Genomic DNA, 21,340 nt, shown 5'->3' on the forward strand with positions numbered 1-21,340 from the left:
GATCAACTCCCGCGACTCGGTTATCGCGTCCGTTCCCCTGACTTATCGTTCCAGACGCCACGCCAGTTCAATGATGTTCGACGGGCCGTCCGGCTGACGGATCACTTGCGACGGCATCCCGATTGCAGCCGATCCTTCGATGTCGCCAAACGTCGGATTCGCTGTGACCATCAAACATTCTTTCGGCTTGAATCCCGTTTCCTTCTCAACCGTTCGGTAGGCATCTACGTGCGGCTCGTAAACACGATGTTTGGCTAGGTCGATGATCCGATCCCAAAATACACCGCCATTTCGCGAAACAGTGTCCAGTAGATTCGCTGCCCCGTTGCTTAGTGTCACGCACTTGTACTGCGATCGCTGCAACAGTCTAATCCCCTCGGCTGCATCTGGATGCAGCGACAACTCCCACCACGACTGCGGGAACTGATACGAAGTAAAATCGTTCTTCCGAACGTGCTGGACAGATTCGCTAATTTCATCACGGCTAACGCCTGCCATGTCAAACACGGTTCCGAAACAATCGAAGGCAATGCAACGGAGAGCAGGGGAACAATGCGATGATACGGAGCCATCTGGCTTTTCTGATTTCTTTGCGTTCATTGGTAATTCCAACTGTAAAGGATTCCTTGACTGTTCCAGTGATTCGATGGCCCGCATATCGCAGGCGTTCGCCGACGGAGATAGTCCTACTGCCTACATGAACGAGACAGCATCGTCCGAGCCACTCGTCGAAACCATACCTGATGATCTATTCCAACTCTGGCGCAAGGGCCCGCTAGTGCTTGCTACCAAATCTAGCTTACCCGTGGTTGAATTGCGTGGTCGCACGCTCACACTCCGCTGGGGTCGTGATGTGATTCATGCTGACGTTGCCGACTGCAACTTCCGAGTTGGAAGGGCGTGGCAGATGAAACGTAACGCGAGGAAGACAAAACGTCTCCTAACCTTTGGTGATCACGACCTGGTCCTGATCGATTTTCCTCCGCTCTATCGCGGGTTCATAACGGGCAGAACGCACTCCTACAACACGGCACCAGTCGGCTACACTAAAGCTTCACTCCAAACTTGGAAACGTGCATTGGCCCCACTGATCGGCGAACCAAGCGGTGAACCGAAGTCGCCGGTGACGCGTTTTTTGGAATCATAGTTTTTTGGCGGCGACTCGGTTACCGCCGACGTTCCCGGCGTCAAGCTCTTCGGGCCTGAACTTGGTCTCTCTGCAATCGTCCATTGAAAGCCCATGCTCGATGATTGGTGCGCGCGAACAAGTCTGAAGTACTGATCGATGCGCTTGCCTCGCAACTTGCTATCGGTTGAACCAGTGCCAACTGCGTGCTTTCCGGACGAACCTGATGCTGCCAAAGTTGCTCGCGAGATACCTCGAATTAAATTTCCCACTGCTGTCCCAGGCGAAGATGCTCGCAATAGAGTCAATCGGGCTCCCGGAACTCAAAAATGATTGCAAGCGGGTTTGGACTACGGTACCGTAATGGAATGAATTGGCGGGCCCGGATGCGCTCCGGATCGTGGCGCGTGCCGGGAACCATGCGATCCACCCCAGCCCTCGCCATACTCCGATTTTTCAAATCTACCTCTACCGCTCGGGCGAGGTGATCGCAATCGTTCCCGGGGTCAAGCTCTTCGGGCCTGAACTTGGTCTCTCTACAATCGTCCATTGAAAGCTCATGCTCGATGATTGGTGCGCGCGAACAAGCCTCGAGTACTGATCGACGCGCTTGCCTCGCAAATTGCTATCGGTTGAACCAGTGCCAACTGCGTCCTCTCCGGACGAACCTGATGCTGCCGAAGTTGCTCGCGAGATACCTGCAATTAAATTTTCCACTGCTGTCCCAGGCGAAGATGCTCGCAATAAAGTCAATCGGGCTCCCGGAACTCAAAAATGATTGCAAGCGGGTTTGGACTACGGTACCGTAATGGAATGAATTGGCGGGCCCGGATGCGCTCCGGATCGTGGCGCGAGCCGGGAACCATGCGATCCACCCCAGCCCTCGCCATACTCCGATTTTCCAGATCTACCTCAACCGCTCGGGCGAGGTGATCGCAGTCGTTATGCCAATAAACCGAACACGATGACTGAACACGACCCTTTCAATGAACCTGAAACTGCTCACGCTCGTGCGCGAGAACTCATGGTCGAACCGTTGTTTTGGGATTGTGTCGATGAAGCCGCGCCGTTTGGCAGCGACGAGGGAAGCGAAGCCTATTATGAATGGCGAAACTGGCGCGCGGAAAACCCCGGCGCTCCACTGATTCAATGCTTCGATTGGATTCTCGATGGGCAACTTGCCGCTTTCAACGAAGCTCTCGCATCCGATGCTCAAATTGAAATTGACGCCGCCAATCCCGATGATGCGTTTCTCGCCCAACACTACGACATGTACACTCTGGATACGACCATCATTGCGACTGGCCTCGGCCAATTGATGGACGAAGGCTCGATTGATTCTGATGCCAAGCCGTTTATGCATGTTGCAATCAAACGGCAACGCAATCCAAAGGCCGGCCATTACGATGCGTCAACACTCGATGCTATCGCTCGCGTGGTCGACGATGCATGACGCCAAATTGTGGCATAACAAAAAAATGCACCCGAGTTGCCGGTCGGGCGGAAATTTGAAATCAGAGTCACTCGCGGCAACCGGGTGATTTTAAACGTTATCGCGTAAGGACTGGAATTTGTTTCCAATATTCTCCGCTACAATGCGAATCACTACGAATCGTTGATCACTGCTGGCGATCAGCACTATGCAACCAGAAATCCTTAACGGAGTGGATATTTGAGGAATATTAACCTTTGCGCTCTCGCAATCATTTTTGTCGCGAGTTTTTGTGGATGCACATCCCGAACAGCAATATCGACGGTGAGAATCACCGATCCCGATGTCGGTGTTTCGATTGATGTCCCGGTTCAACATGACGGAACATTTTCGCAAGAATCAAAAAAAGACAATGTGGTTTCCGTCGCGACTGGAAAAGTCAGCGACGAAACCGGCAACGTTTACTCAGTCGAGTTGGTGTACGACCGCAGACTATATTCCGCCCCAGGACAATTCACGTCCGAAAAACTCGAAACTACGTTCAAAGCCGAGCCTAACGCTGAAGTTCCAATTGGTAAGAATCCCTCGAAGCCCCAGACCGAGCAATCAGTTGCCGATAATGCACTCACAAATGTAACCGTCAAGCTACTGAAAGGCGAATAGCTCCCAGGTCTTCCGATGTACAGTAAATCGCGATAACCAAGCGATGCACCCAAGTCGCCAGTCGGCCGCGAATTTGAATCATAGTTTTTTAGCGGCGACTGGGTGATCGCCGCCGTTCTGCCGCTAGCCGCTCCCGAGAATTAGGACATGCTCAACAGATGGCCGTCACCATCTCAATCAAGGACCATGCCGGCACCGATCACCTACCCTTCGAGGACGACGATCCTCTCTACTGGTTCCTCTATCCCTACTTCGAAGAGGTTTACAGTGAAGTTGGGCAAATGGTGGATCTGTATGGCAACGCCGAATTCTTCGCCGAAGAGTTGCTCGCGTTCTTCTTGGTGCTGGAGAAGGCCGAGGGTGATGTGAGATCACGTGGCGACCAATGGCATGTAACGATCGGCTACCATGGCGAAAACCGAACGCCGATCGATAAACTGCTCACGAAATCAGGCGCGCTCGATCGCATCGAGGCGTTTAAACAGATGCTCAATCATGCGTACAATATTGATCGACGCGTTGTCTGCCTCGGTGATTGACCAAACGGCAACGATACGCGGCAGAACCATCGCAATCGGGATAGGGCCCCGGTTGCCCGGGGACCCTCCCACAACACCTAGCATGCGGGTCCGCACTAGGCGTTTCGACGCAAGGATGCAAGCGATAGCCAGCGCTCTTCAAGAATAAACAAGCCCTCGGCGGCTAGGTACTCGTTGGATAAAGCTCGTTGGACACCCGACGTCGCGGAAAGACGCCAGGGACCCTTGCCGCTCATCGCAAAGCCACGAGCGACACGATAAGACAAGCCCAACGACATCAGATTCTTCAGCCGGGTCTTCGATTTCCGCCACTGCTTCCAGTAACAGGCGCGTACCCGACGACGAATCCATTTGTCTAAGTTGGTGAACGTTGTCTTCACTTGATCCAACGCAAAGTAGCCTAACCAACCACGAGCATAAGCACGGAACGCTGCATAACGTGACTTCATCGACACGCCTCGGTTTCTACGAAAGATCTTCGAGACACGTTGTTTGAAAGTCGCGAGCTTCTTCTTGCTCACCCGGATCTGGCCGCCGTAGCCACGAAATTCGTAACCCACGTACTCAAGCCCATCCGTCTTGCGGACTTGGCTCTTGTTGTGATTGACGGACAGTTTCAATCGGTCGGTCAAGAAGCGTTCAATGCTCCCGTACACACGCCGCGCCGCCGCTTCTGTTTTCGTGAAGATCACGAAGTCATCTGCGTACCGCACGAACGGCAACCCTCGTCGTTCCAACTCCTTGTCCAAGTCATCTAAGTAGATGTTCGAAAGCAGTGGTGACAACGGGCCGCCTTGCATAGTTCCTTCTTCGCTGGGTTGGCATAAGCCGTCGACCAACACACCGGCTCTCAAGTAGCGTCCGATCAGTTTCAAAAGGCGTTTGTCGTGGACCTTGCGGGCCACGCGTGTCATCAATATATCGTGATTGACTCTGTCAAAATATTTCGATAGATCCATATCGACGCATCGACGACGACCACCTCGAATGATCTTTTGCACTTGCTTGACTGCATCTTTAGCCGAGCGGTGAGGTCGGTAGCCGAAACTCGACTCGGAGAAGTCCGGATCGAAGATCGGGGTGAGGACTAACACAATGGCAGTCTGTATCAAACGGTCGAGCAAGTTTGGAATACCGAGCTCTCGCGTGCCGCCATCGGGTTTATCGATGCTAACGCGCCGTACCGGTTGGGGACGGTACGTTCCATCGAGGAGTTGCTGACGGATGCCTTCCCATTGTGGTCGGAACCACTCAGGAAAGTTTTCGATCGTGACGCCGTCGGGGCCAGGGGCTCCACGGTTTGCTTTGACTTTCGCCCAAGCCGCCTCGATCGTGCCTTCGTCAACAATCTCTTCCATCAAAGCGTGGCTTTCGTCCAAGGCTGACTTCTCGATGGACGCCTGAGCTGAATCATCACGCTGGATGTTTTGCGATTGCTCCACAAACTCTTCCCAGAGGGAGAGCTGTTTCGCCGGTTCGTTCGGCTGGTCAGAGTTCATCGGTGGTTCGTTCCTTGTCTTGTGACGTTCAGGCCTTCATGTCGCCGTTGGCTTCGGCGGTTCGCTACTATGCCCTCTGCTGCCGACTTCAATCGTGGGCTCGTGTTACCACGGCCCACCCCGCGTTGGAGCAAGCTCTACTGGCGGACACAGGATGAAGCCCTCCCCAAATAAGGGACGTCGGGGTTTGATGTAATCGCCCCGCGACACGTGATCTGTCCCCGCCCAAGTGCCCGATCTACCTGCGCTCGTTCTTCCGGTTCGGTTTCGTGGTCAGCAGCCCACTCACCTCGAGTCGTCGGCCTCATATCGGATTTCTGTTCGTCACCTGGCGGGTCTTGGCGTAAATGCGGTTAGCACGTCTTGGCCGGGGAAACCTTGTCCGATTCAGTCATCGTCGAACCGCACGTTCCCCGCACCGGAGCTAACTTCACGAGCACATTCGCAGGCTTCCTTTCCACGGTCGGTCACCCTTCCGCAGTTGCCCTCGCCTCGTACTGTCTTTCTTCGGAGTTACATTTGGTATACTGCCTCGTCGTGAAAGAAACCGGAACTGAGTACAGGGGACTTGCACCCCACAAGATCACGCCCATGTTGGGCGTACTGCACGGGAGCGGCGGTGGCCAGCCGATTTTGAAATCAACATCAACTCCCGCCGCCCCGTGATGCGGGTCGTTCCCGGCGTCAAGCTCTTCAGTCCTGAACTTGGTCTCTCTGCGAGTGTCCATTGAAAGCCCATGCTCGATGATTGGTGCGCGCGAAGAAGTTGCGCGTGAGGATCGATGCATTTGCGTCTCAACTTGCAATCGGTTGAACCAATGCTAACTGCGTCCTCTCCGGACTGACCCGATCCTGCCGAAGTTGCTCGCGAGAGATACCTTCAATGAAAGTTTCCTCTGCCGTCCCAGGCAAAGATGATCGAAATAAAGTCAATCTGATTCCCAGGACTCGAAAATGATTGCAACCTGCTTTGGAGTTCGGTACCGTAATGGAATGTATTGCCGGCCCGGATGCGGTCGGGATCGGCGCGCGAGCCGGGAACCATGCGATCCACCCCAGCCCTCGCCAAAATCCGATTTTTCAGATCTACCTCAACCGCTCGGGCGGGGTGATCGCCGACGTTCGCATACTGAAGAATGAAACCTGTTTGCCAGCATTGCAGCACACGCTACGGCGAACTTCTTCGCAGTGAGCGATGGCGCGCATTCCGCTGCCGGGCATGCGACACGGAGTCGTGCGAACTTTGTGTCGCCAGCGAGGACCAAGGTAACCATATCGCGTTTCTGCGGTGCCCAAATTGCGGCGGCGACGAGCTGGATGCTCTTGATCTGCGTGATCGGCACTCGATCTTTACGTCAACCGAACAACTGGCGTCATTTCATGTTGCAATCGCCCTTCCGTGGGTGCCTTGGTCTGTCTATCCGCGCCGGACCGAAACGCTAATTCGAAACTCCCTGCCGAAACTGTCTGAATACGGACCACGACTTGCGTTGTTGGACGAAGACGACGCACAGGTGCGCACCTACTTAGCACGTGCGTTCCCAGATCGTTTTAGCTGTGACGCTCCACAGGGATCGGGAGCACTGATTTGGATCGCAGATGGGAGACCGCTACAATGTGGTGGCGGACCAAATGTGACAGAGTACGAGATACTCAAAACTTCGCGATCTTTGTGGACCAACGCAGCGGATTAGGTGCGAACCATGAAATGCACGTGAGGACGGGAGTCGCGGTTTTTCGTCTGCTTGCACATCGTTCGCCCGTCCCACGTGATTTCTACCGTTCGCCGACAGATGGCTCAAGCCTCCCTCGTCTATGAAACGCTTTTCGTTACGAGCGCTTTTGATCGCGACGGCTGTGATGGCAGTGCTCATGGCTCTTCCGATCCGGCGTGCAATTGTTCAGAAACGGGGACGCGAGTGGGTAGCCGCTCAAAACGGCCACGTGAGCTTCTCGTACAAATACGACGCTCAATCTGATCAATGGGACCACAACGCTTCTCTCCCTGCACCTGAATGGCTCATCGACGCCCTCGGCATCGACTTCTTTGATACAGTGGACACCGTGATTCTTGACAACATGGAAGTGGAGGACCTGTCTCCCATCACAGATTTGCGGGGACTTCGACAACTTGCCATTATTATCGAGATTGACGAAAAGCTTGACTTCGCTCCGTTGGCTGAACTCCCAAATCTTCGTCATCTGCATCTCGACTACACTGACATCGACGCGGAACGACTTGCTAAACTACGGCAACTGCTCCCAAATGTCCGAGTGGACGCAACGAATCATCCTCCGCCAGAATAAAGCGGCGAACCATCGGATGCACCCGAGTCGGCGAGTCGGGCGTTTTGACAATGGAAGATCTCTCGCGCCGACCGGGTGATCCGCGACGTTCTGCCCTGAAGCGTGATGCCCGCTACCATCGAATCAATTCGCGAGGATCTTGAACGCTGCCGAAGTGCAAAGCGGCCGCCCAAGATCTTTGGTGCCGAAACCCATCGTTACATGCTGAACCCAGTAGTTCGGAATTCGGTCGTCACCAACTTTGAAGCAAAACATGGCATTGAGCTTCCCGAGGACTATCGCCGATTCATGACGGAACTCGGAAACGGCGGAGCGGGACCGTATTACGGGCTATTCAAGTTTCGCGAAATGGATGATTGCCACTCATTCCAACGCTGGAAAGAAAACGATGGCTTTGTCGGAACGCTCTCCGAACCGTTTCCGCACACAAGATCGTGGAATGATGTTCTTGAATATCCAGAACAGGATGAAATCGAGGACGAAGATCTGTACGACGCGGAAGTAGAACGGATCGACAAGATCTATTGGAATCCAGAGAATGTGAACGGCGCAATTCCTATCTGCCATCAAGGTTGTGCGCTGCGCAACTGGCTGGTTGTGACTGGCCCTGAAGCAGGCAACGTTTGGGAGGATTTGCGTGCAGATGAAGGCGGACTGGTCCCCACGAAACGGAATCGCAAGAGTCGCATGACGTTTCTAGAATGGTACAATGACTGGCTTCAGCAAGCCGTCGCCAAACTTCCTAAGTCGAAGCATAAAAAGGGCAGAACCAAGCCGTGAACCGGAGCGGCGAAGTCGAGCGGTTTTGAAATGGACAATCTTTCGTCGCCGCCCGGTTACGGCAGACGTTCATCGGACGAATGGGGACAGCTTGCGGTAAAAATACACTGCCGATTGGCATGTCGCTCCTAGCACCAAACCGAACCACAACGCCCAGTTCGCCCCACCGAACGGAACTAGGATCAACTGGCCCAACCCGCCACCAATCGCCCATGTAATTGCTACCGTCATTAGTTCGTTTCGCATGATAAATCGCCGATGAACAATGCAAATCGGGATAGGAGCCCGGTTACCCGGGACCCCTCCCACAACACCTAGCATGCGGGTCCGCACTAGGCGTTTCGTCGCAAGTGTGCAAGCGATTGCCATTGCGTTTGTAGACAGAGTAAGCCCTCTGCGGTGAGATACTCATTCGATAAAGCTCGTTGGACACCCGACGTCGTGGAAAGACGCCAAGGACCTTTGCCGCTCATCGCGAATCCGCGAGCGACCCGATAAGAAACACCCCGTGACATCAGTTGCTTTAGCCGAGTTTTCGACTTACGCCACTGCTTCCAGTAACAGGCTCGGACCCGGCGACGAAGCCACTTGTCCAAGTTCACCAGCGTGCTCTTGACTTGTTCTAATGCAAAGTATCCCAGCCAACCCAGTGCGTAAGATCGAAACTCCGCATAACGCGACTTCATCGACACACCTCGGTTTCTACGAAAGATCTCCGAGACACGCTTTTTGAACGCATCGAGCTTCTTCTTGCTCACCCGAATCTGACCGCCAAAGCCACGAAACTCGTAGCCCACGTACTCCAGCTTATCCGTTTTCCGGATACTGCTCTTGTCGTGATTGACAGCCAACTTCAAGCGGTTTCGCAGGAAGCGTTCGACGCTCGCGTACACACGCTGTGCAGACACTTCCGTCTTCGTAAAGATCGCAAAGTCGTCAGCATAGCGCACGAAAGGCAACCCCCGTTTCTCCAATTCCTTGTCCAGGTCATCTAAGTAGATGTTGGAAAGTAAGGGAGACAGCGGGCCACCTTGCATCGTTCCTTCGCTGGACGGTTGGCATAAACCGTCGATCATTACGCCGGCTCGCAAGTAGCGTCCGATCAGTTTCAGCAGTCGTTTATCGTGGACCTTGCGGGCCACGCGTGCCATTAGTACGTCATGTTGAACGCGGTCAAAGAATTTTGACAGGTCCATATCAACGCACCAGCGGCGACCACCGCGAATGATCTTTTGCACTTGCTTGACTGCACCTTGAGCCGAGCGATGAGATCGGTAACCAAAACTCGACTCCGAAAATTTCGGATCGAAAATCGGCGTGAGGACTAACACGATGGCTGTCTGGAGCACCCGGTCGAGCAAGTTTGGAATACCAAGCTCGCGGGAACCGCCATCGTTTTTCTCGATCGAGACGCGTCGCACCGGTGACGGGCGATACGTCCCCTCGATGAGTTGTCGACGGAGTGATTCCCATTGCGGCCGAAACCACTCTGGAAAGTTTTCGATCGTGACGCCGTCGGGGCCAGGGGCTCCGCGGTTGGCTTTGACTTTCGCCCAAGCCGCCTCGATCGTGCCTTCGTCGACAGTCTCTTCCATCAAAGCATGGCTTTCGTCCAAGGCTGACTTCTCGATGGACGCCCCGGCCGAATCGTCACGCGGGACGTTTTGCGATTGCTCCACAAACTCTTCCCAAAGGGAGAGCTGTTTCGCAGGTTCGTTCGACTGTTCAGAGTTCATCGGTGGTTCGTTCCTTGTGTTGTGACGTTCAGGCCTTCATGTCGCCGTTGGCTTCGGCGGTTCACTACTATGCCCTCTGCTGCATTCTATTTGCGCGAGATGCGTTACCGCATTCGCCCCGCCTTTCGGGCAAGCCCTACTCACGGGTACGCATCGAGTCCTCCCCAAATAAGGGACGTCGGGGTTTGATGTAATCGCCCCGCGACACGTGATCTGTCCCCACCCAAGTGCCCGATCTACCTGCGCTCGTTCTTCCGGTTCGGTTTCGTGGTCAGCAGCCCACTCACCTCGAGTCGTCGGCCTCATATCGGATTTCTGTTCGTCACCTGGCGGGTCTTGGCGTAAATGTGGTTAGCACGTCTTGGCCGGGGAAACCTTGTCCGATTCAGTCATCGTCGAACCGCACGTTCCCCGCACCGGAGCTAACTTCACGAGCACATTCGCGGGCTTCCTTTCCACGGTCGGTCACCCTTCCGCAGTTGCCCTCGCCTCGTACTGTCTTTCTTCGGAGCTACATTTGGTATACTGCCTCGTCGTGAAAGAAACCGGAACTAAGTACAGGGGACTTGCACCCCACAAGATCACGCCCATGTTGGGCGTACTGCACGACGAGTCGCCGAGTCGTGTTTTTTGAAGTGGAGGATCGCTCGCGGCGACCGCGTGATCCGCAACGTTATTTCACAATGCCACGGAGCAGACGATGAACACAACGCGAAGCCACTTTTTACTGCTTGCATTTTGCGCGTTCATCGGAGGCCCGGCGCTGCACGCTGACGACACACCAAACCCGCCCTCCATCACATCCCTCGCCGACCTTGGTCCGCAATCTGATGGACAAGAGGTGACGATGATCTTCAAGATCACCAAAACACAACTTATCGGCGGTGAGCACGACGGTGAATTCCCACATGCGATATTGCACTATGCAGAGATGAGGAAGGCTCCACATTTGGTCGTCTATGCCAAAGGTGAACTAGCGGATGCGCTCCATCGTTTTTCATGCATTGGACCAACAGGTTGCTTGATAGGCCGCTCGATCAAAGTGTCGGGGCAGATCAAGACACACACAGACTTTCCAAAGGGCGAAGACCAAACTCCTATCTACAATCTCAACCTTCGAAATTGGAAGGCGTTTCAGATCCTTCCTGAGCCAAAAGTGAAATAACAAAACGGTGCACGGGAATTGTGCATCACCCGCAATTTTCAAATGAAAGCCGTCCGGCACAATCCCGTGACCGTCGGCGTTATTCCGCAGGAGATCTCAATGCTGACACGCGTAGTTTCTGCCTCTTGTCTCGTTGCTCTCTTCACTCTTGCGGATGCCGAGAGTACCGTCACGCCCGCCAAGCCGAGGGCGGCGTATTCCCACTTTAATGGCGATTGGGAAGTCGCTCGTGACATGCACAAATCGCTCGGGTACGAACCGTCCCGAGACTCAGCCGCAACGTTTCCCTCTTCGTTCAGCCTGTCACTGGATGCGAAGCTGGATGAGAATGCCGATCCTGGTGGCGTCCACAAAGGGTTACTTCAAAAGATCGGGCACGAGCTCTACACTTCCGGACATTGGATCGCAGACGCCGAGGAAATGGGGTTCAACACAGATCACTGCGTTGTCTCAATTCATGGCGGTCGCACATTTCTTTGGTTTACAGACGTCCCTTTTATTGCACAGTACGGAGGTGCCGTGTCATATATCGAAGGCGCTGGCAGGCCCCACGACCTCTTGGTTATTGACTTTAACACGATGCCCAGACATCTTGCCGGGTACAAGCGAGGAATCGACACCATCGTTTACCGCCGAAAACATCGTTAGGGGTATCGGCGGAATAACCAAACCATGCACCGGAGTTGCCGATCCGGGCCGAATTTGAAATCCACGTCGCTGGCGGCAACCCGGTGATGGTAAGCGTTCTGCCCGTGCATTGATTGAATGATTACAGAAGACGACATACCAATCATTCTAAACACGGACTTGAATAAATTTCCATTTCGATGTCTGGCGGCAATCGCGTACCGAGCCTTGATTCGCTCGGTTGAGGTTCTCGAATGTGTGCACAGTGAAAAACTTGACTCAGTATCACGCGAAATGGTCGACCGCTTGATCGACTTGCTGCAGAAATTGGCGGAATCACCGCCGACCGTGACTGAAGCGACTGCAGTTATTCCATGGGATCTTCAGGGTGACTTTAAGAACCAGCTGGACAAGATACCGTTTTCCACCCAAAGACGGGTGGTCTTTTTGGCTGCATGCGACGCAACACGTGTATATGGCCGTAAGGTAAACGGTGTCGTTGGATGGTCGATACAAATGTATCCTGAAAATGCATCCGAACAAAAACAGCTTGATTTTCAATTTCAATTGGCAACACCAGCTTACGCTGATTTCACCTACCTTCGAGACGGGCTACAATCAGGCAACGTACTACACTCCACAGCGATTGTCTCAGAAATGCTTGGTGATATCTGGCACGGATCGGAGCCAGATTGGCAACACTTCCAAACCAATCGCACACGAAAAACGGGCAGAACAAAGCGATGAACCGAAGTCGCGGAGCCATCGTTTTTGAAAATTGAAAATCAATCACCGCGACTCGGTTATCGCGGACGTTACGGCTGCGGAGGATGAAGCTTGCGCTGACGGAATCCAATGCGGCAGTTGCGCTTGGATGATTTCCAGTTTTCGAGGTGCGCGTGGATGATCTTCAAGGGCGGCGGTGCGCTTAAATGATTTTGAGAACTGAAGGTGCGCGGACGCCGGATTCCGTAACCATTTCTTCGCTGCGAGCCTGACCATTCCAGTCGTCCCGGAGCCCAAGAAGCGATCTGCAAAAATAGTTGATCCGATCAATGGCGATTGGTACGATCAGGCCAGGCTGCAGCTCGCGGGAGTTCAGTGCCGAGAAAAGCATCCGTAACAATACGATGCAACCCAGCCCGAAAAACTTTGGTTCCTTGCGATCCAGCTCATCCTCGGGCGGGCTGATCGTTACCGTTAGATGGCACCTGTCACGCACTCAATCATCCTAAACTGATCTAAAGGAGAAACATCATGACATTTGAACAACGCGTTACGGATCTCGAAAAACGCTGCCGCCGACTCACGGGCGTTATCGTCGGAACAATGGTTGTTGCCGCCGTCGTCGTTCTTGGCGGTGCCGCGCCAAGCGCTGATCGAGAAACTGTGCGCACCCGGCAACTTGAAATCGTGGATGGCAATGGGAAGGTTCGCATCCGCCTCGGGCCGGCAGACGAAGGATACGGCGTTGTTGTATACGACGAGAACGGCAATTCTAACGCTACACTCACAGACGCCCCACTTGGCGCTGTGATCCAACTGTCCAAGGACGGTGGCGGGATCCGGCTCCAAGCCGGGAAAGATGGTGCGGGTCTCAGCGTTCGCGACCTCAAAGGCAAGCCCCGCGCCGTCGTTGTCGTGACAAATGACAAATCGGGATTTGTGTTGAAAGACCAGAAAGACAAAACGGTGTTTTCGGCACCGGCAGGCGAGTAATGCATCTAACCAGGCCGTGAACCGGAGCGGCCGACAACGCCGGTTTTGAAATCAACGCCTTTTGGCGGCCGCCCGGTTACGGCTGTCGTTCTGCTTGAAGTAGGAAATCTGATGAAATCAAAGCTCTTTACACTGTTCGTGGTGACTCCGCTCGCACTGGGTTTGACCAATGGGAGCGAATGCTCCGGAACGGACTACGCCCAGTTGAAGCGTCTGCAAGCGGTTCTGGATCTCGCTTCGTTCCCGGAACCCTCGAGAGATGGGATTCAAACTTGGAAGCAGTTAACGCCCTCCCGGGGTGCCGTCAATAAATTCGACTTCACTAAATTTCCGATGCAAGGCTACAAAAAGATGCAGCTCAAATCGGTTGTCAAATTCTACGGCGGAAAGGCCGCGGACCATGATCTCACTAATGTAGTCATAATTTCGCAAAACGGTCGATCTGTTCGCTTTGTCGATTACACAAAACGTGGTGCGGATATTATTGTTAAAAAGGGCGACGTGATCGCATTTCTGCTGTCTGAGGAGACTAAGTGAACATGAAGTCAGCCAGCGAACAACAACCGAACCCATCGGCCATAGTTGATCATCCCTGCCCGTCGGCGACTTCCGGCATTTTATTCGAGAGCATTATGTTGTACCGCGTATTCTGTTTGATGCTAATGATTACGGCGATTGCAGTCGATCCTACTGTGTCCATCGCGGACGATGACCATCGCAAGCTGATACGCGTAGAAAACGGCGCGAAAGCACCCGCGATTCAAGTCGATTGCTGGTCGGATGGAGTGGATCGCACGCTCGAAGACTTGAAGGGCAAAACTGTGGTTTTGCATTTTTGGGGAACGTGGTGCGGGCCTTGCATCCAGACGATTCCTGTTTGGAAACAACTTGAAGAAAAATACCGTGAGAATAATGTGGTATTCCTTGGGGTACACACTGCTGGCGCGAAACTTGAAAACATCCGCGCTTTTATGAAGAAGCACGACTGGGAGCACGTCACCGCTATCGATAAGGGCGAGTCAATCCCTGACAGCGCGACCTTTACGACTTACGGCGTTCCAGCTGTCAACCAGATTGTAGTGATCGGCCCAGATGGAGTTGTGCGATACAACGGTCACAAAACTACGCAGACTGATGGTCCTGTCGCTATCGCGAGAGAGCTTGGGGTGAAAGGTCCCGGCGACGAAGCAAGTCCAGAAGAAATGCGGGAAGGAGGAATCGCAATCCTATTGCATATGTACGGCAAGGAAATCGAAGCTACGCTGCAGCCAATAGAACAGAAGTAAGCAGAACAAGAAAATGCACCCGAGTTGCCGATTGGGCGTTCCCTAATCTCAAAGTCCCTCCGCGGCAACCGGGTGATTTTGGTCGTTCCGCCTCGAAGTCATGACAGCACGCCCCAAAGACAGATTGAAGGAACGTGATGCAGCGATGCGAAAGGCTCGCAACGCGATCCTTAAAAATGTCGGCGTTTGGCTCGTTGAGCAGGGGTTCGCCAAGGCAGCGTCAGGCCATTTCACACGGCGTTACAGCGATTGGATCGGCCACGTTGGATTTCAAAAACACAGCAGTGGTCGGAATGTTCGAGTCATGTGTCATGCTGAGATGACTGATGCGGTTCAATCGAGAATTCTTGGGCCACTTAGTGATGCGTATGAACGCCCCAATTCGCCGAACGGAACACGATACAATTTCGGCTGGAGCACTCGCGAGCAAGACATGGCCCGTTGTAAGGACGAGTATTGCCGCTACCTACGCGATGTCGTGTTAGAATGGCTGGGCAATCCAACGGGAATGGCGGAACCAGACGATGCACGTGAGTCGCCGAGTTGAGTTTAATGAAGTGGTGAGTCGTTCGCGGCGACCACGTGATCGTTTACGTTATCCGCCACGTCATCGAGTCGATTGGCGGTCGTGAACGTGACCTCTTTCGTCTGACTCCAATTCAAGGTCCGCTTGACGCGCTGTGAAATCTTCACCTTCTCCAATCGCAATGAACGTACACAAAGAAATGCCCGCGTCGAGAATCGCTCTTGTTCTCCTGGGCTTCCCAGTAGTTTCGACGCTTCTATCACTGCTTCTTCTGGATCGCTCTATTTTCTCGTGGACGGGCTTGAGCTTTTTCACTGCATTTTGGTCGTTGATTACGTGTTGGTACTTTGGACAGATCGCCATCCTCGCCCGGTTGCTTCAATCGTCCGGTTGGAGTTGGAGTGACATTGGCTACTCGTTCAATCGCAAGAGGACGACATACTTTGTCATTGGCTATCTGGTTTTTGCTCTTGCTTTGCTGGGCTTCGTTGAGGTGTCGCTTGCCACTGTCGGCGTCGACCCAGAGAAAGTGAAAGCTTTGTCTGATTTCGCCAATCTCACTCCAAAAAACCTGCCACAACGCGTAATTTTCATTTTCATGGGCCTGGCCGCGGGCCTCAGCGAAGAATTCGTATATCGTGGTTTCGCGATACGAGCTCTCAAGAGCCGTGGTATCAATCAGTGGCTGGGCGCTTTGATTGCCGCGTTTCCGTTTGTATTTCAGCACGGCCTGAAGTCACTTGATCAGTTTTGGTGGTTCTTCACTTGGGCTGTTGTGTTTGGCGGGATCTTTATCATGGCCAAGCGGCTCTACATCAACATTGTCATTCATTGGCTGGTGATTCTCTTGGCTTTACTGGCAATTTTGCAAACGCTGAAATGAGTATGAGGTTGCTGCTTTGACCGCTCATCTTCGGGGGCCACTACGGATAACCATGCCGTGAACCGGAGAACGGCTTGCCAGGTTTTACAGATGGAAACTCAACTGTCCGTTCCCGGTTACGGCAACCGTTGAACTTAATCGAATTGCTCGCGAGCTGTGACGGTGCTGGGGCGGTGAGTTGACGGTGTTCAGCAGGGCGATGGGGCACTCGCTGCCCTTGCCAATGCCAGCACGCTTCCTGCGTGGGACGAAGCTGGCATCCATGCCAGCCCGGCAATCAAACAGTCCCCCGGTCTCTCTTCAACTCCCCCGCGGCTCTCTTTATCTCCCTGATCCAAACCCTTGAACTCAGCGCCACCTTCAGGACTCGGCGCGGGCAGGGTCATTCAAAATTTTGCGAGCGGCTGCGCCGGCTGTTTCCTTTTCTTTCTTTTTTCGCTGGCGCGAGAGAGGCAGCTCCCAGCTTGGCGCCAGCAGAATCGATATCAGCGACACCACCAACGCAAGCTAACGAATCTAACGATTCTCGCTGCAACCTATTTTAACCGTTTGACGAATAAAACGATTAAAGAGGTTGCGATTTTTGTGACGGCAATTGCAATGGGCTTCTCAAGCAATCGACACACTTCGTGTCACTGCATCACTTCTCAAATTGGGAAAAACATTATGACGCCTCACGAAAAAAGACCATGCCCGCTCACCATTCGACTCGCTCAGGATATGAAAATCCGCAACTTGGCACCTCGGACCATCGATGCCTACACCTACCACGCGGGAAAGTTCGCCGACTTTATTCAAAAGCCGCTGGACCGCGTGACCCCGGAAGACGTTCGAGCCTTCCAGCTCCACCTAATCGAAGAAAGGAAACTTGCTTACAGCAGCTTCAATCAGGCCGTTTGCGCGTTACGGTTCCTCTACACACATACCATCCGAGTCAATTGGCCGGTCACCATGGTGCCGTTTGGAAAGAGACCCAAAACGCTACCTGTGGTCCTCGGCCGACATCAAGTCGACGAGCTACTACGATGCACGACGTGCCACAAACACAAAGTCTTCCTAACGACTCTCTACGCAACCGGGATGAGATTCTCAGAAGCGGCAAACCTAAGAGTCCACGACATCGACTCCCAGAGAATGCAGATTCGGATCACTCACGGCAAGGGAGCCAAGGACCGAATCGTTCCCCTCTCGCCGCGATTACTGAGCGAGTTGCGGGATTACTGGAAACGCTACAAACCCAAGTCGCTACTCTTTCCGGGCAACTCGGCAGACAAGACATACGCCGACACGTCGATCCAAAAAGCGATCAAGAAAGCAGCCCTCTTGGCAAAGATTCACAAGAACGTCACACCTCACACCCTGAGACACTCCTACGCGACCGGACTACTCGAAGCCGGAGTCGACTTGTTGACGATCAGCCGGCTCCTGGGACATGCGAGCTTTGCGACGACGATGGTCTACCTCCATTGTCGCAGGGAACACATGCTATCTACCCCGAGTCCACTGGATTGGCTACCGGTCGAACAACTGCCCACCTATCGGCCACCAGCCGAGAACAACAAGCCCGAGAACAAGCAGAACAACAAACCAGGCAGCCAGCCACCGGAGGCAAGCAGCTAAGTGTTCTAGAGATTCTTAGGATCGGTGCGAAACAATTCGTTGACCGGTACCGCGAAGGCGGTGCCAGTTGGCAAGTACAGGGCGTGCTGGCAAAGCTAACACTTTGCCGCACACCGGCACTGGGCGGTCACGAGTATCGATGCAAAGCGTGCAACTCAACCTGCATCGTGGCGAATTCATGCGGCGATCGCCACTGCCCAGGATGCAGTGGTGGCAAACGATTCGACTTCAGCGAAAGGGCCAGTAAACTGCTGATCGATGGAGTCGACTACTATCAAGTTGTCTTCACCCTGCCGAGTGAACTCTCTCGCATCGCCCTTGCCAACCGACAACCGCTGGCAAATCTCTTATTCACCGCTGCTTGGAAAGGTCTTAATAGAACGATTCGCCGCGAACAACAATACGAACCCGCAGCGATCATGGTATTACATACTTGGAATCAAAAGCTCGAAGCTCATTGGCACGTACACGCGCTCGTCCCCGGTTCAGGACCTGGCGTTCGCAACAATCAATGGAAGACCAGTACCGCGCCGCCGGATAGCGGCTTGAGCGACAATCATTACCTGGTCGACGCAATTAACCTTCGAGTGGCCTTTCGCAAAGCGGCGATCTCCCACTTGCAGAGATTAAGAACGCGTCGCAAATTAAAGTTGGACGTCGAGCCAACGTTCGGGGATCTGCGCACCGACGAAGGCTGGGACAAATTGATTGAGCATCTTAGCGCACGCGACTGGGTCAGCTTTATTCAACCGCCCCCGGACAGTTCCAGCGGTCCCAACGATTTGGTTCGTTATCTGACACGTTACCTTACGGGCGGGCCAATCAGCGACTCGCGAATCGTAACGGCGGACGAACAGCAGGTGACCTTCTTGGCACGTGAAGGGAAAGTTCAAGGCGGCGAAGCGGTTCAAGTTCCCGTGACACTCAGCACAATCGAGTTCGTGCGGCGTTGGTGTTTACACATCCAACCGAACCAATTAACCAAGACACGCTACATGGGAGGCTGGACTAACAAACGACGAACGATCTACCAAGCAAAGTGCAGCACCCAGCTACGTGCTGCGGCGGGACTTTCGGGGCAGCCCACGCCAGCGTCGCCAGCCGAATCACTGACAGATGAAGAAGAATCTAACACGGACACTGACACAAAACTCAACTGCCCAGCGTGTGGCGAAGTGGCACTGCGGCTAGTCGCTAGCAGGTCCCGTCCATCGTGGCGGGAAGCGCTGAGTCAACGTAGCACGCATCTTCCAGGTTGGTACCGAAAATCGTTGGAAATAGACGACGAAAAGTTCTGGGACGGTAAGTTTGGGCCTGGATTTAACGCCTGGTACCTGGAAAACATCTTCGAACGTGCATATCACCCGACAGCCACGCCCACCACTCGGCCGGCAATTCAACCGATGCTTCCAGGACTAGAACTGCACAACTACTACGCGTTAGAATGAGTTTTTACGACAAAGTTCAACGCACGATCTATCCGCAAGTCAGGCAAAGAGCCCAGCCAAAGTTGGGCTTTTTTAAAGCCTGACCAGCGGATAGATCGCAATTCGTTCCCGGGTCAAGCTCTTCGAGCCTAAACTTGGTGAGCCTAAACTTGGTCTCTCTACAATCGTCCATTGAAAGCCCATGCTCGATGATTGGTGCGCGCGAACAAGCCTCGAGTACTGATCGATGCGCTTGCCTCGCAACTTGCTATCGGTTGAACCAGTGCCAACTGCGTCCTTTCCGGACGAACCTGATGCTGCCGAAGTTGCTCGCGAGATACCTCCAATTAAATTTTCCACTGCCGTACCAGGCGAAGATGCTCGCAATAAAGTCAATCGGGCTCCCGGAACTCAAAAATGATTGCAAGCGGGTTTGGACTACGGTACCGTAATGGAATGAATTGGCGGGCCTAGATGCGCTCCGGATCGTGGCGCGAGCCGGGAACCATGCGATCCACCCCAGCCCTCGCCATACTCCGATTTTTCAAATCTACCTCAACCGCTCGGGCGAGGTGATCGCAACCGTTCGCCAAATCAACCCTAGACACCTGGAGCCGTGAAGTTGCGAAGTGAATCCGTCAGTCTCCTGCTCTCGCTTGTCGTTCTGCTTTGTATTCCCTGCGGAATTGTGATCGCGTCGTTTGCAATCCGACGACTGCGAAACAATTCTGCAATCCCGTTCAGGGACGTTTTGGGACCGTGCGCTACTGCCGCCACGATTACCGTCGCAATAACATTGCTCATCTCGCTCATCCTCAAGGTCACCGGCTTTCTCGATCAGCAATTCTATAGGCCATCAGCACGCTCATACGGTGTGCAGGCGGACCTTGGACTCCAACCTGAAACCGTGAGTTTCGCCAGCGCCGATGGCACGATGCTGCATGGATGGTTCCTGCGTTCGGAGGTCGAGCCGATAGGGACGGTGATCTGTTTCCATGGCAGCGACCGCAACATTACTCATACGACCCGAAACGTGTATTGGCTGACGGAACGCGGATTGAATTTGTTCGTTTTTGACTACCGTGGATACGGTAGGTCTGAGGGCGAACCGGACCGAAAGGGGCTCGTCGAAGATTCAACTGCGGCAATTGACTATGTAATGACTCGCTCGGACGTTCGACCTGACAGAATCATTCTGTACGGTCAGAGCATGGGAGGGCAACTCGCCCTAAACGCTGCTTCGCTTCGAAAGGACGCCGGTATTCGCTTGGTGATTGCCGAAGCGACCTATGCTCGGCCAAGCTACCACTTGAGCGACAAGCTTGGTCAGTTTGGCCCGCTTTGGCTTGTAAAATGGGGAGGTTGGTTGCTAACCAGCGACGAATACAGCGGCGAGGCAGCGATTGCCAACTTGCAGTCGACGCCCGTCTTGCTCATACACGGGAATTCAGACACCGCCGTCAGCCCCTACCATAGTGAACGGCTCTTCGACGCAGCCACGGATCCTAAAGAGCTTTGGCAGTACGATCGTGCCGGGCACTTGCAGATTTTTGACGAGCCACCTCATCAGGAACGACTGGTTGCGTTCATCAAGAAATACCTTCCTAATGGGGCCGACAGTGGCGGTGATGCAACAAGCGGCGAACCAACGGATGAACGCGAGCCGGAATAAATCGGTCGGCTCGCTTCGCTCGATCACGTTTACTCCCGGCCGCGTTATCCTAAACGTTCCCGGCGTCAAGCTCTTCGGGCCTGAACTTGGTCTCTCTGCAATCGTCCATTGAAAGCCCATGCTCGATGATTGGTGCGCGCGAACGAGTCTCGAGTACTGATCGATGCGCTTGCCTCGCAACTTGCTATCGGTTGAACCAGTGCCAACTGCGTCCTTTCCAGACGAACCTGATGCTGACGAAGTTGCTCGCGAGATACCTGCAATTAAATTTTCCACTGCTGTCCCAGGCGAAGATGCTCGCAATAAAGTCAATTGGGCTCCCGGAACTCAGAA

Annotated in this window: 22 protein-coding genes; 18 read left to right on the forward strand and 4 right to left on the reverse strand. The window is 53.7% G+C overall.

Features of this window, described 5'->3' with window-relative positions; all coding sequences use genetic code 11:
• Nucleotides 1-42: 42 nt before the first annotated feature.
• Nucleotides 43-498, reverse strand: a complete 456-nt coding sequence (locus tag SH139x_RS21195; RefSeq protein WP_488351760.1) for an HAD family hydrolase — start codon at nucleotides 496-498, stop codon at nucleotides 43-45.
• Between the two features lie 148 nt (nucleotides 499-646).
• On the opposite strand from SH139x_RS21195, the gene SH139x_RS21200 reads away from it, so the two are divergent.
• From SH139x_RS21200 to SH139x_RS21215, 4 genes are all read left to right on the forward strand, one after another.
• The gene (locus SH139x_RS21200) at nucleotides 647-1,147 is read left to right on the forward strand and encodes a hypothetical protein (RefSeq protein ID WP_488351761.1); all 501 of its coding nucleotides are present in this window, start codon (nucleotides 647-649) and stop codon (nucleotides 1,145-1,147) included.
• A gap of 943 nt (nucleotides 1,148-2,090) precedes the next feature.
• Nucleotides 2,091-2,579 (forward strand): molybdate metabolism regulator, encoded by a 489-nt coding sequence (locus SH139x_RS21205; protein ID WP_488351762.1) that lies wholly within the window; start codon nucleotides 2,091-2,093, stop codon nucleotides 2,577-2,579.
• Between the two features lie 303 nt (nucleotides 2,580-2,882).
• Nucleotides 2,883-3,221, forward strand: a complete 339-nt coding sequence (locus SH139x_RS21210; protein WP_488351763.1) for a hypothetical protein — start codon at nucleotides 2,883-2,885, stop codon at nucleotides 3,219-3,221.
• A gap of 158 nt (nucleotides 3,222-3,379) precedes the next feature.
• On the forward strand, nucleotides 3,380-3,760 hold the full coding sequence (locus SH139x_RS21215; RefSeq protein WP_488351764.1) for a hypothetical protein: 381 nt from the start codon (nucleotides 3,380-3,382) through the stop codon (nucleotides 3,758-3,760).
• A gap of 95 nt (nucleotides 3,761-3,855) precedes the next feature.
• Here SH139x_RS21215 and ltrA (SH139x_RS21220) read toward each other — a convergent pair whose 3' ends face one another.
• The gene (ltrA, locus tag SH139x_RS21220) at nucleotides 3,856-5,259 is read right to left on the reverse strand and encodes a group II intron reverse transcriptase/maturase (protein WP_488351765.1); all 1,404 of its coding nucleotides are present in this window, start codon (nucleotides 5,257-5,259) and stop codon (nucleotides 3,856-3,858) included.
• Between the two features lie 988 nt (nucleotides 5,260-6,247).
• Here ltrA (SH139x_RS21220) and SH139x_RS21225 point away from each other — a divergent pair.
• From SH139x_RS21225 to SH139x_RS21235, 3 genes are all read left to right on the forward strand, one after another.
• Nucleotides 6,248-6,451, forward strand: a complete 204-nt coding sequence (locus SH139x_RS21225) for a hypothetical protein (RefSeq protein WP_488351766.1) — start codon at nucleotides 6,248-6,250, stop codon at nucleotides 6,449-6,451.
• A gap of 623 nt (nucleotides 6,452-7,074) precedes the next feature.
• On the forward strand, nucleotides 7,075-7,566 hold the full coding sequence (locus tag SH139x_RS21230) for a hypothetical protein (protein ID WP_488351767.1): 492 nt from the start codon (nucleotides 7,075-7,077) through the stop codon (nucleotides 7,564-7,566).
• A 201-nt stretch (nucleotides 7,567-7,767) separates the two neighbouring features.
• On the forward strand, nucleotides 7,768-8,346 hold the full coding sequence (locus tag SH139x_RS21235) for an SMI1/KNR4 family protein (RefSeq protein ID WP_488356059.1): 579 nt from the start codon (nucleotides 7,768-7,770) through the stop codon (nucleotides 8,344-8,346).
• A gap of 332 nt (nucleotides 8,347-8,678) precedes the next feature.
• Here the strand turns inward: SH139x_RS21235 and ltrA (SH139x_RS21240) are convergent, their stop codons facing one another.
• On the reverse strand, nucleotides 8,679-10,082 hold the full coding sequence (gene ltrA / locus SH139x_RS21240) for a group II intron reverse transcriptase/maturase (protein ID WP_488351768.1): 1,404 nt from the start codon (nucleotides 10,080-10,082) through the stop codon (nucleotides 8,679-8,681).
• A 700-nt stretch (nucleotides 10,083-10,782) separates the two neighbouring features.
• Between ltrA (SH139x_RS21240) and SH139x_RS21245 the strand changes: the two genes are divergently transcribed.
• From SH139x_RS21245 to SH139x_RS21275, 7 genes are all read left to right on the forward strand, one after another.
• Nucleotides 10,783-11,247 carry a hypothetical protein gene (locus SH139x_RS21245; protein ID WP_488351769.1) on the forward strand — a complete coding sequence of 155 codons (465 nt, stop codon included), beginning with the start codon at nucleotides 10,783-10,785 and terminating at the stop codon, nucleotides 11,245-11,247.
• Between the two features lie 99 nt (nucleotides 11,248-11,346).
• A complete protein-coding gene (locus SH139x_RS21250) occupies nucleotides 11,347-11,895 on the forward strand; it encodes a hypothetical protein (protein ID WP_488351770.1) in 549 nt (182 codons plus the stop codon).
• A gap of 117 nt (nucleotides 11,896-12,012) precedes the next feature.
• The gene (locus SH139x_RS21255; RefSeq protein WP_488351771.1) at nucleotides 12,013-12,621 is read left to right on the forward strand and encodes a hypothetical protein; all 609 of its coding nucleotides are present in this window, start codon (nucleotides 12,013-12,015) and stop codon (nucleotides 12,619-12,621) included.
• Nucleotides 12,622-13,131: 510 nt separating this feature from the next.
• Entirely contained in the window at nucleotides 13,132-13,593 is a 462-nt protein-coding gene (locus SH139x_RS21260; RefSeq protein ID WP_488351772.1) for a hypothetical protein, read from the forward strand.
• A gap of 111 nt (nucleotides 13,594-13,704) precedes the next feature.
• Nucleotides 13,705-14,130, forward strand: a complete 426-nt coding sequence (locus SH139x_RS21265) for a hypothetical protein (RefSeq protein WP_488351773.1) — start codon at nucleotides 13,705-13,707, stop codon at nucleotides 14,128-14,130.
• A 2-nt stretch (nucleotides 14,131-14,132) separates the two neighbouring features.
• Nucleotides 14,133-14,879 carry a TlpA disulfide reductase family protein gene (locus SH139x_RS21270; protein WP_488351774.1) on the forward strand — a complete coding sequence of 249 codons (747 nt, stop codon included), beginning with the start codon at nucleotides 14,133-14,135 and terminating at the stop codon, nucleotides 14,877-14,879.
• Nucleotides 14,880-14,979: 100 nt separating this feature from the next.
• Nucleotides 14,980-15,426 (forward strand): hypothetical protein, encoded by a 447-nt coding sequence (locus SH139x_RS21275; protein ID WP_488351775.1) that lies wholly within the window; start codon nucleotides 14,980-14,982, stop codon nucleotides 15,424-15,426.
• 2 nt (nucleotides 15,427-15,428) lie between these two features.
• Here SH139x_RS21275 and SH139x_RS21280 read toward each other — a convergent pair whose 3' ends face one another.
• Nucleotides 15,429-15,572, reverse strand: coding sequence for a hypothetical protein (locus SH139x_RS21280; RefSeq protein WP_488351776.1), 144 nt, complete (start codon nucleotides 15,570-15,572; stop codon nucleotides 15,429-15,431).
• A gap of 14 nt (nucleotides 15,573-15,586) precedes the next feature.
• Between SH139x_RS21280 and SH139x_RS21285 the strand changes: the two genes are divergently transcribed.
• The 4 genes from SH139x_RS21285 to SH139x_RS21300 all read left to right on the forward strand — a co-directional run bounded on the left by SH139x_RS21285 (nucleotide 15,587) and on the right by SH139x_RS21300 (nucleotide 21,007).
• Complete coding sequence (locus SH139x_RS21285) at nucleotides 15,587-16,288, forward strand: CPBP family intramembrane glutamic endopeptidase (RefSeq protein WP_488351777.1); 702 nt, start codon at nucleotides 15,587-15,589, stop codon at nucleotides 16,286-16,288.
• 666 nt (nucleotides 16,289-16,954) lie between these two features.
• Nucleotides 16,955-17,908, forward strand: a complete 954-nt coding sequence (locus tag SH139x_RS21290; RefSeq protein WP_488351778.1) for a tyrosine-type recombinase/integrase — start codon at nucleotides 16,955-16,957, stop codon at nucleotides 17,906-17,908.
• Complete coding sequence (locus SH139x_RS21295; protein ID WP_488351779.1) at nucleotides 17,797-19,356, forward strand: IS91 family transposase; 1,560 nt, start codon at nucleotides 17,797-17,799, stop codon at nucleotides 19,354-19,356. Before SH139x_RS21290 ends, SH139x_RS21295 begins: the two co-directional genes overlap by 112 nt.
• 886 nt (nucleotides 19,357-20,242) lie before the next feature.
• Nucleotides 20,243-21,007: an alpha/beta hydrolase gene (locus SH139x_RS21300; RefSeq protein ID WP_488351780.1), complete on the forward strand. Its 765-nt coding sequence runs from the start codon at nucleotides 20,243-20,245 to the stop codon at nucleotides 21,005-21,007.
• Nucleotides 21,008-21,340: the final 333 nt, after the last annotated feature.

The organism is Kothea flammea, from assembly GCF_052161645.1.
Lineage (GTDB): Bacteria > Planctomycetota > Planctomycetia > Pirellulales > Pirellulaceae > Laterigemmans.